Source organism: Candidatus Rokuibacteriota bacterium (genome assembly GCA_030647435.1).
In the GTDB taxonomy this organism is placed as follows: Bacteria; Methylomirabilota; Methylomirabilia; order Rokubacteriales; family CSP1-6; genus AR37.
Window position 1 is genome coordinate 42,229 of record JAUSJX010000151.1, and the last position, 7,476, is coordinate 49,704.

Annotated in this window: 6 protein-coding genes; 1 reads left to right on the forward strand and 5 read right to left on the reverse strand. The window is 69.0% G+C overall.

What is annotated here, in order from left to right; genetic code table 11:
• Nucleotides 1-10 precede the first annotated feature (10 nt).
• Nucleotides 11-319, forward strand: coding sequence for a hypothetical protein (locus Q7W02_26230; protein MDO8479630.1), 309 nt, complete (start codon nucleotides 11-13; stop codon nucleotides 317-319).
• Between the two features lie 35 nt (nucleotides 320-354).
• Here Q7W02_26230 and Q7W02_26235 read toward each other — a convergent pair whose 3' ends face one another.
• The 5 genes from Q7W02_26235 to Q7W02_26255 form a co-directional block, all read right to left on the reverse strand.
• The gene (locus Q7W02_26235; GenBank protein ID MDO8479631.1) at nucleotides 355-1,077 is read right to left on the reverse strand and encodes a uracil-DNA glycosylase; all 723 of its coding nucleotides are present in this window, start codon (nucleotides 1,075-1,077) and stop codon (nucleotides 355-357) included.
• A gap of 14 nt (nucleotides 1,078-1,091) precedes the next feature.
• The gene (locus Q7W02_26240; GenBank protein ID MDO8479632.1) at nucleotides 1,092-2,267 is read right to left on the reverse strand and encodes a response regulator; all 1,176 of its coding nucleotides are present in this window, start codon (nucleotides 2,265-2,267) and stop codon (nucleotides 1,092-1,094) included.
• A 76-nt stretch (nucleotides 2,268-2,343) separates the two neighbouring features.
• A complete protein-coding gene (locus Q7W02_26245; GenBank protein MDO8479633.1) occupies nucleotides 2,344-3,147 on the reverse strand; it encodes a response regulator in 804 nt (267 codons plus the stop codon).
• Nucleotides 3,148-3,557: 410 nt separating this feature from the next.
• Complete coding sequence (locus tag Q7W02_26250) at nucleotides 3,558-7,040, reverse strand: PAS domain S-box protein (GenBank protein ID MDO8479634.1); 3,483 nt, start codon at nucleotides 7,038-7,040, stop codon at nucleotides 3,558-3,560.
• 154 nt (nucleotides 7,041-7,194) lie between these two features.
• A partial coding sequence (locus Q7W02_26255; protein ID MDO8479635.1) for a response regulator occupies nucleotides 7,195-7,476 on the reverse strand: 282 nt, incomplete at its 5' end.

Genomic DNA, 7,476 nt, shown 5'->3' on the forward strand with positions numbered 1-7,476 from the left:
GAGGTGTCCGATGACCATCGTCTACCTCGCCCTGGCGGCGACGCTCGAGGTGTCGGGCGACTTCCTGATGCGCGTCGGACTGGGCGGACGGCGCTCCAGCCTGGTCGCGGGCGCTTGCGCCTTGGCCGCCTACGGCCTCCTCGTCAACCAGCCCGCGCTCGGTTTCGGCCGGACGTTGGGCCTCTACATCGCGGTCTTCTTCGTCGTGAGCCAGGCCGTGGCCTTCTGGGTCGGCGGCGAGCGCCCGTCGCCGTCACTCTGGCTCGGCGGCGCCCTCATCGTCCTGGGCGGCCTGGTGATCCATTCCGGCCGGCCATAAGCGCTTCTCCCCCTCTCCCCCACTGGGGGAGAGGGTCAGGGTGAGGGGACGCCTGCGAGGTGTTTCGCGGTGACAAATACCTGCCGCAGCATCGGGCGCGTGAGCCTGCCCGTGAAGGTGTTCTGCTGGCTCGGATGGAAGCTGCCCAGGAGCACGGTGCCGTCGGGCATCGCCGAGCGGGCGCCGTGGCCGAAGCGCGGCAGCGGGCGGGGCAGCGGCAGCGCCGCGGCGCGCCGCGCGCGGAGATAGGCGTCCCACGCAATCTTGCCGAGGGCGACCACCACCCGCACGTCGCGGAGCAGCGCCAACTCTTCGAGCAGGTACGGCTGGCAGCGGAGCATCTCACCGGGCAGCGGCTTGTTTGCCGGCGGCGCGCAGCGGAGCGCGGCCGTGATGTAGGCGCCGCGGAGCGCGAGCCCGTCGCCGGCGTGGGTCGACGCCGGTTGATTGGCGAACCCCGACTCGTAGAGCGCGCGAAAGAGCCAGTCCCCGCTCCTGTCTCCCGTGAACATGCGCCCGGTGCGGTTGCCGCCGTGGGCGGCCGGTGCCAAACCCACGATGAGGACGCACGCGCGAGGATCGCCGAAGGCCGGCAGCGGGCGCGCCCAGTAGGTCTGCCCGCGGTAGCGCCGCGGCGGGTCGGCCGCGGCCCCCTCGCGGTGCCTCACGAGCCGCGGGCAGAGCCGGCAGCGGACGATGCGCCGGGCCAGCGCGGCGAGCTTCCGCTCGTCCTCGGCGGTGACTTCGCGGCTAATCACGGAAGCGCCCGCGGTTAATAGCTCGACGAGGGTCCAAAGATGCGTTGCGCCTCGATGGGCTCCGTGATGTTCTTGAGACGCACGGCACCGACAGGTTCAAGGCGGTAGCGGTCGCCGAGGCGCAGCACCGTTTCGGGCCCCGCCACGATCTGGCCGTCCTGCGCCAGGCCCGCCAGGCGGGCGGCCACCGCGGTGACGAGCCCGGTCGCCGTGAAAGTCCAGCGCGTCCCGCGCCGCCCATCGAAGTGGGTCGACCCCACGTATGCGACGCCCGAGTTGATCCCGATGTGGATGGCGAGCGGCGTCTCCACCTCCGTATGGTTGAGCGCCTCGGTGAGCGCCAGCAGCATGAGCGCCGCGTCCACGGCATGGGTCGCGTGCTCCTGCGGCCCACCGTGTTGAAAGATGACCATGAGGCCGTCGCCCGCCGTCTCGTTGACGTCGCCGCCCGCCTCGGTCAGCCGGTCGAAGAAGCCCGAGAAGTAGCGCTCAACCAGGGCGTTCAGCGCGTGGGCGGGCAGGCGCTCGGCCAGCCGCGTGTAGCCGCTGATGTCCACGAAGAGGACCGTCACGTCGCGCTCGACCTTTGCGAGGTCCGACGCCTCCAGATTCGCCATGACCAGGCGTTTGACGGTTTCCGGAACGTAGTTCGAGAAGTGGTCTCGGGCGCGCTGCAGATCGCGGACCTTCTGGTCAATGGCGTGCTTGCGGGTGAGCGCGCTGTGGATCCGGGTGACCAGCTCGTGGTGGTGGAAGGGCTTGGTCACCACGTCGTCGACACCGCTCTCGAATGCGCGCACCCGGCTTTCCACGTCGGTGAGCGCCGTCACCATGAGAATCGGGAGCAAGCGTGTCGCCTCCCGCAGCCTGAGCGCCTGACACACGGCCACGCCGTCCATCACGGGCATCACGCAGTCGAGGAGGATCAGATCGGGTTGCTGGGCGGTGACGCGCTCGAGGGCTTCCCGGCCATCCCGCGCGCTCGAGACCTCGTACCCCAGCCCCTCGAGGGCCTCGCACAGGTAGGCCACGATCTCCGGCTCGTCGTCCACCACGAGCACGCGCGACCGAGCCCCGCGGCGCGCGGCGGTCTCGGGCATGGCCCGGTCCGCCCGCTCCGAGGGATCGCCGAGCTCGCTCGCCATTCCATAGTCCCCGGCTGTGATGGAGACCCACTCGGCCTTGTACATTACCCCTTCCTCCTCCCCGGAGACGCCACCGACGTGTCGCTCGCATCGGGGGTCGCGCGACCCGCTCGATGCAAGTCTACTTCGAGTCGGGGTCGATGCGGTCCATCAGCAGGTGGACCTCGAGAACGGAGTCGAGGTACTTGAGGCTGAAGGGCTTGGTGATGTAGTCGGAGGCGCCACGGCCCAGCGCCGTCCGCGCCGACTCGATCTCCTCGATGGCCGTGACCATGATCACGCACGTCTCCGGCGCCATAGCTTTGACGCGGCGGAGCGTCTCCATGCCGCCGATGCCGGCCATCATGAGGTCGAGCAGCACGATGTGCGGCCGGTACTCCGGCATCCGCGCCATTGCCTCCTCGCCGTCGGCCGCCTCGAGCACATCGTAGCCCTTCTCCTGGAGGTGCTCGGACAGCATCTTCCGCAACTCGAGCTCGTCGTCCACCACCAGCACGCGGGCGCGGATGGGGCGAGGTCGGTGGGAGCCGTGCCCGGCGGCGAGGGCGGCGGGCGCCATGACGCCTACGCGCGCGAGCGCGTCCGAGAGCTTCGCCAAGTCCAGCGGCTTGGCGATCGCGGCGTCCACAGAGAGGCCGGCCTCGGTCACGAGGTCGAGCGCGTTGCCCATCCCGCTCACGAGGATCACGGCGATGCCCGGGTTGAGCGCCTTGATGCGGGCGAGGGCCCCGATGCCGCCCAGGCGGGGCATGAAGAGATCCATCACGACCGCGCGGGGCATCCACTGCTTGGCCTGCAAAAAGGCCTCGACGCCGTTGGTGGCGGTGAGGACCACGAATCCCTGTAGGCCGAAGTACTCCTTGAGCAGATCCAACACCTCTGGCTCGTCGTCCACGCAGAGGATAGTCGCCGGCTGAAGCTCCATCCCAAGGCTCCTCTCTTCCCGCTCGTCGGCTCGGGCCAGCACTACTTCCAATGGTTACCGAAGCAGACCTCGTGCCAAAAGGGGGTGCCCTGCAAGTATCCGATTCTTCGGGAAATCGTGTGGCGTGCTCAGGTATCCGTTCAACTTCCGCCACGAAAGGGCGGCCGGTGGCGTCGAGGTTTGTCACCGCCATCCGTGACGGCCGCCACGGCTGCGTCAGAGGTGACGTCAAGAGGTGTGTAAACGGGCCAGACGGCGGCCCTCCCGTTCTGCTTCTCTGCCCAAGGCTCCCAGCCAGGGCCACGTCGCGGAGGGGTGTCCACGGGTCACCGTTCCGCAGTGTCTGGAATCCAGCACCACCGTGGGCCGATCAAGGCCAGCGCCGGACACGGCGGCGATGATCGTCCTCCTCAGCGAGACGGAGAAGGCGGCGCGGCGCCGCGCCCATCCGGGGCCCCAGCGGGTCCCGGAGGGAGGACCTGCGCCATCGCGCGGCGGAGTTGCTCGGGAACGAACGGCTTCACGACGTATGGACGTCCGCTGCTCCGGAGGAACTCCCCGAGGACAGGATCGAGCGTATCCCCGGTCAGAAAGATCAGGCGCGCGCACGCCGCAGGCTGGCGTTGCTCCAGCGCCCGGTAGAACGCGATGCCGTCGAGATCGGGCATCCGGATGTCGCTCACAATGACGTCGTACGAGCGCGCCGCGAGACGCTCGAGGGCGGCCCGGCCGCTCGTGACCGTCTCGACCGTATGATGGTCGCCGGCGAGCACCTCGGCCACCAGGCTCGCGACCTCCGGCTCGTCGTCCGCGACGAGGATCCTGCACGGCGGGATCGGCGACGGCGCCCCGGGCGCCTCTGGCCCCGACGCTGGCTCGGGCGCCGGCTGGGCGGGCAGCTCGACCACGAACCGGGCGCCGCGCCCGGGGCGGCCGTCGACCCGGAGCGCGCCGCCGTGCTCCTCCGTGATCCCGCGGCAAAGGGCGAGGCCCAATCCCGTGCCCTGCCCGATCGGCTTGGTCGTGAAGAAGGGTTCGAAGATGCGGCGTTCGATGTCGGGCGGGATCCCGGGCCCGGTATCCTCGACCGCAAGGCTGACGAGCCCGCGCGGGGCCTCGTGGCGGGTCGTCACGGTGATCCGGCGCGTCTCGGCGCCGCGGACCGCGTGGTGGGCATTCGAGACGAGATTGATGATGACCTGCCCGAGCTGGTGGGCGTCCGCTTGGAATTCGGGGAGGTCCTCGGCCAACTCCAGACGGAGCTCCACGCCGTCGACCCGCAGGGGGTACGCGAGGATTTCCACGGCATCCCGGACGATCAGGTTCAGGGAGCTGGGCTCGCGCTCGGGGAAATGCTGGCGGGCCACGGCGAGGAAGTTCTTGACGATGCGCGCGCACCGCGCGGCGGCCTCCTCGATCTGAGTGGTGTGCCGGGCCAGCGCCTCGTCGCGGACCTGGGCTCGCAGCAGCGCGGCTCGCCCGACGACCACGGACAGTGGGTTGTTGAGCTCGTGGGCGACGCCCGCGAGGAGCGTGCTCATCGCCGCCAACTTCTCGTTCTGCGCGGCGAGTTCGTGCTGCCGCCGACTCTCCTCCTCCGCCCGCTTGCGCTCGGTGATGTCCTCGGAGAAGAGCATCAGGGCGGCCTGGCCGTTCCATGTCGTGGTGGCGAAAGTGCCTTCAACCGCAATCGCCCGCCCGTCCTTGGCCAGCACCATGTACTCAGCCGTCTCCAGCCCGGCCTCGCCGGCGAGACGGCGCCGGTACTTCTCAAGCATCGTGGCCCGATAATCCGGATGTACCAAGTCAACGATGGAAAACTGCGCGAGCTCCTCGACGGTGTAGCCCAGCAGCCGCGCAGCTTGGCGGTTGGCGAATACGCGGCATTCATCCTGAATGACCGCGATGCCGAAAGGCGCGTTGTCGGCGATGGCGCGCAGGCTCGCTTCGCTCTGCCGCACTGCCTCCTCCGCACGTTTGCGCTCGGTGACGTCGTCCATGAGGGCCAGCACGTGGGCGGTGCCATCCTCAGTCGGCAGGACGGAGGTGGAAATGCTCACCAGCCGTGTGGTGCCGTCGGCGCGCGTGATGTCCCACTCCTCGTGGTGCAGGTTCTTGCCCTCGCGCACCTGGCCCATCCGCGCCGCGGCGCGCGCTCGGACCTCCGGGTCGGGATAGACGGTCTGATACCACCCGAGCCGGTTGATCTCCTCCATGGTGTAGCCGGTGATTCCCGTCATCCGGTCGTTCCAGAGGGTGAAGGCAACGTGGGGCGGCTCCGGAATCTCGTGCCGGACGCTCAGACCTTCTGCCGCGCTCCGGATGATGGCGCTCTTGAACGCCTCCTCGGCGCGCAGCGCCTGCGCGACCCGCTGCTGCTCGGTGACGTCAACCAAGATGACCAACAGGAGGTCTTCATCTCCTGCCCGGAAGACCGTACAGCGTCCCATGACCCATGGGTCCTTGCCGAACGTGGTGTGGATCTGGAACTCGGATGCCTGCGGTTGTCGTGTGGTGATGGCTCGTTCTGCGAGGTCCATCAGGCCGGAGGCCTTCCACGAGTCCAGCGTGCGGAAGTTCTGGCTCTTGAGCTGCTCAGCCGTCGCACCGGCGATCGCGGCCGCCGTGTCATTGCAGGAGACGCATTCGCCGGTCAGTCTGTACGTCACGATCCCGACAGGTGCCGCCGTGACGAGGGTCGTATGGAAGGCCAGCGCCTCGGCCAGCGCTTGCTCTGCTTTCTTGCGCTCGGTGATGTCGCGGGCGACGGTGGACAGGAATTCGACCCGGCCATCGGGCGCCTTGTGGGCGAGAATGATCTGCGAGACTGGAATGAGTCTTCCGCTGCGACTCAGAAAGGCCGTCTCCCCCTTCCAGACGCCTTCGCGCAGGGCGGTCGAAATGCCCTCCTTCAGCACGAGGTCGGCGGCCCACGGAGGGTGGCTTCCGGCGAACGTGACGAGGGACGGACCGAGATCGTCCGGGACGTCCAGCATGCGGCGGGCCGCGGCGTTCAGAGAGAGGACCCGCCCCTGCGGGTCGGCCATGGCGACGAAATCAGGACTCGCCTCCAGAACCGCGGCCAGCCGGGCTCGAGACCGTTCCGCGTCCTTGGCCGCCGTGACGTCTCGCTTGATGGCGATGAAGTGCGTGATCGCGCCCTCGTCCCCCTGCACCGGGGTTATCGTCATCGCCTCGGTCGCCAGCCGGCCGTCCTTGTATCGGTTGACGATCTCACCCCGCCAGACGGCGCCCGCCAGGATGGTGTCCCACAGCCGCCGATAGAACTCGGGCTCGTGCTGCCCCGATTGGAGTCGGCGCGGGGATCGCCCCACCACCTCTTCCGGCGCGTACCCGGTCAGGGCGCTGAACGCTCGGTTTACCCACTGGATCGTGCCGTCGCGGTCGGTGATGAGGATGGCGTCGGCGGCCGCCTCCAGCGCCGCACTCTGCACCCGGTTGAGGGAGGCCCTCTCGGTCTGGAGTACGCGGTGCAAGCGGCGGGTCTCGAGCAGGTTCCGCGCACGCAGAAGGAGCTCGAGCCGATCGACCGGCTGGGTCAGAAAGTCATTCGCCCCGGCCGCCAGGGTGCGCCGACGGGCCTCCGGGGTCGCCTCGCCGGCCACCACGAGGATCGGCAGGTAGGTCCGCGCTGGGCGCTGGTGGCGGAGGTCCTCGATGACCTGGACGCCCTCTCGATGCGGCATCCGCAGATCGAGGCACAGGAGATCCGGCTGGAGCTCCGCCACCAGGGTCAGGACCGCCCGCAGGTCCGTGGTGTTCCTGATATTGACATACCCGGCGTCCCGGAGAAGTCCCTCCAGCAGCAAGGGGGGGCTCGATTCGTCGGCGACGATCAGGATCTTGGCCCAGCCGGCAGGATCCGTGTTCATGCGCAGGTCTCTCCGAGTCTCTCGTCAAGCCACGCGTGTTCCCGCTGGGTCAGCGCGTCCGCCATCTCATCGAAGGCGCGCCATTTCACCCAGTAGCCCCGGCTTCGTGATCGACGAGAAGTGATCCCTTCCTCCCTTGACCCCACGTGGGCCGTCAGGGGACCGAAGGCGGAGATCCCGCGCCGCGGGCCGGTGAGCGGGCGTCCAGGGTCTCCCGGACCTTCCGCGCGAGTCTCATCGGCGTGAACGGCTTCCTGAGGAAGGCCAAGTCTCCCTGGAGGACGCCGGAGCGGAGGATGACATCGTCGGTGTGTCCCGACATGTACAGAACCCTCATCTCGGGCCGCCGCGCGGCGGACAGATGCTCGGCCAGCTTCCGCCCGCCCATCCCCGGCATCACGACATCGGTCAGCAGGAGATGGATGGGCCCGGGGTG

Excerpts from the sequence above, each read along its gene's own strand:
- Q7W02_26230 (MDO8479630.1), top strand. The coding sequence starts at position 11 with ATGACCATCGTCTACCTCGCCCTGGCGGCGACGCTCGAGGTGTCGGGC.
- Q7W02_26250 (MDO8479634.1), bottom strand. The coding sequence starts at position 7,040 with ATGAACACGGATCCTGCCGGCTGGGCCAAGATCCTGATCGTCGCCGAC.
- Q7W02_26240 (MDO8479632.1), bottom strand. The coding sequence starts at position 2,267 with ATGTACAAGGCCGAGTGGGTCTCCATCACAGCCGGGGACTATGGAATG.
- Q7W02_26245 (MDO8479633.1), bottom strand. The coding sequence starts at position 3,147 with ATGGAGCTTCAGCCGGCGACTATCCTCTGCGTGGACGACGAGCCAGAG.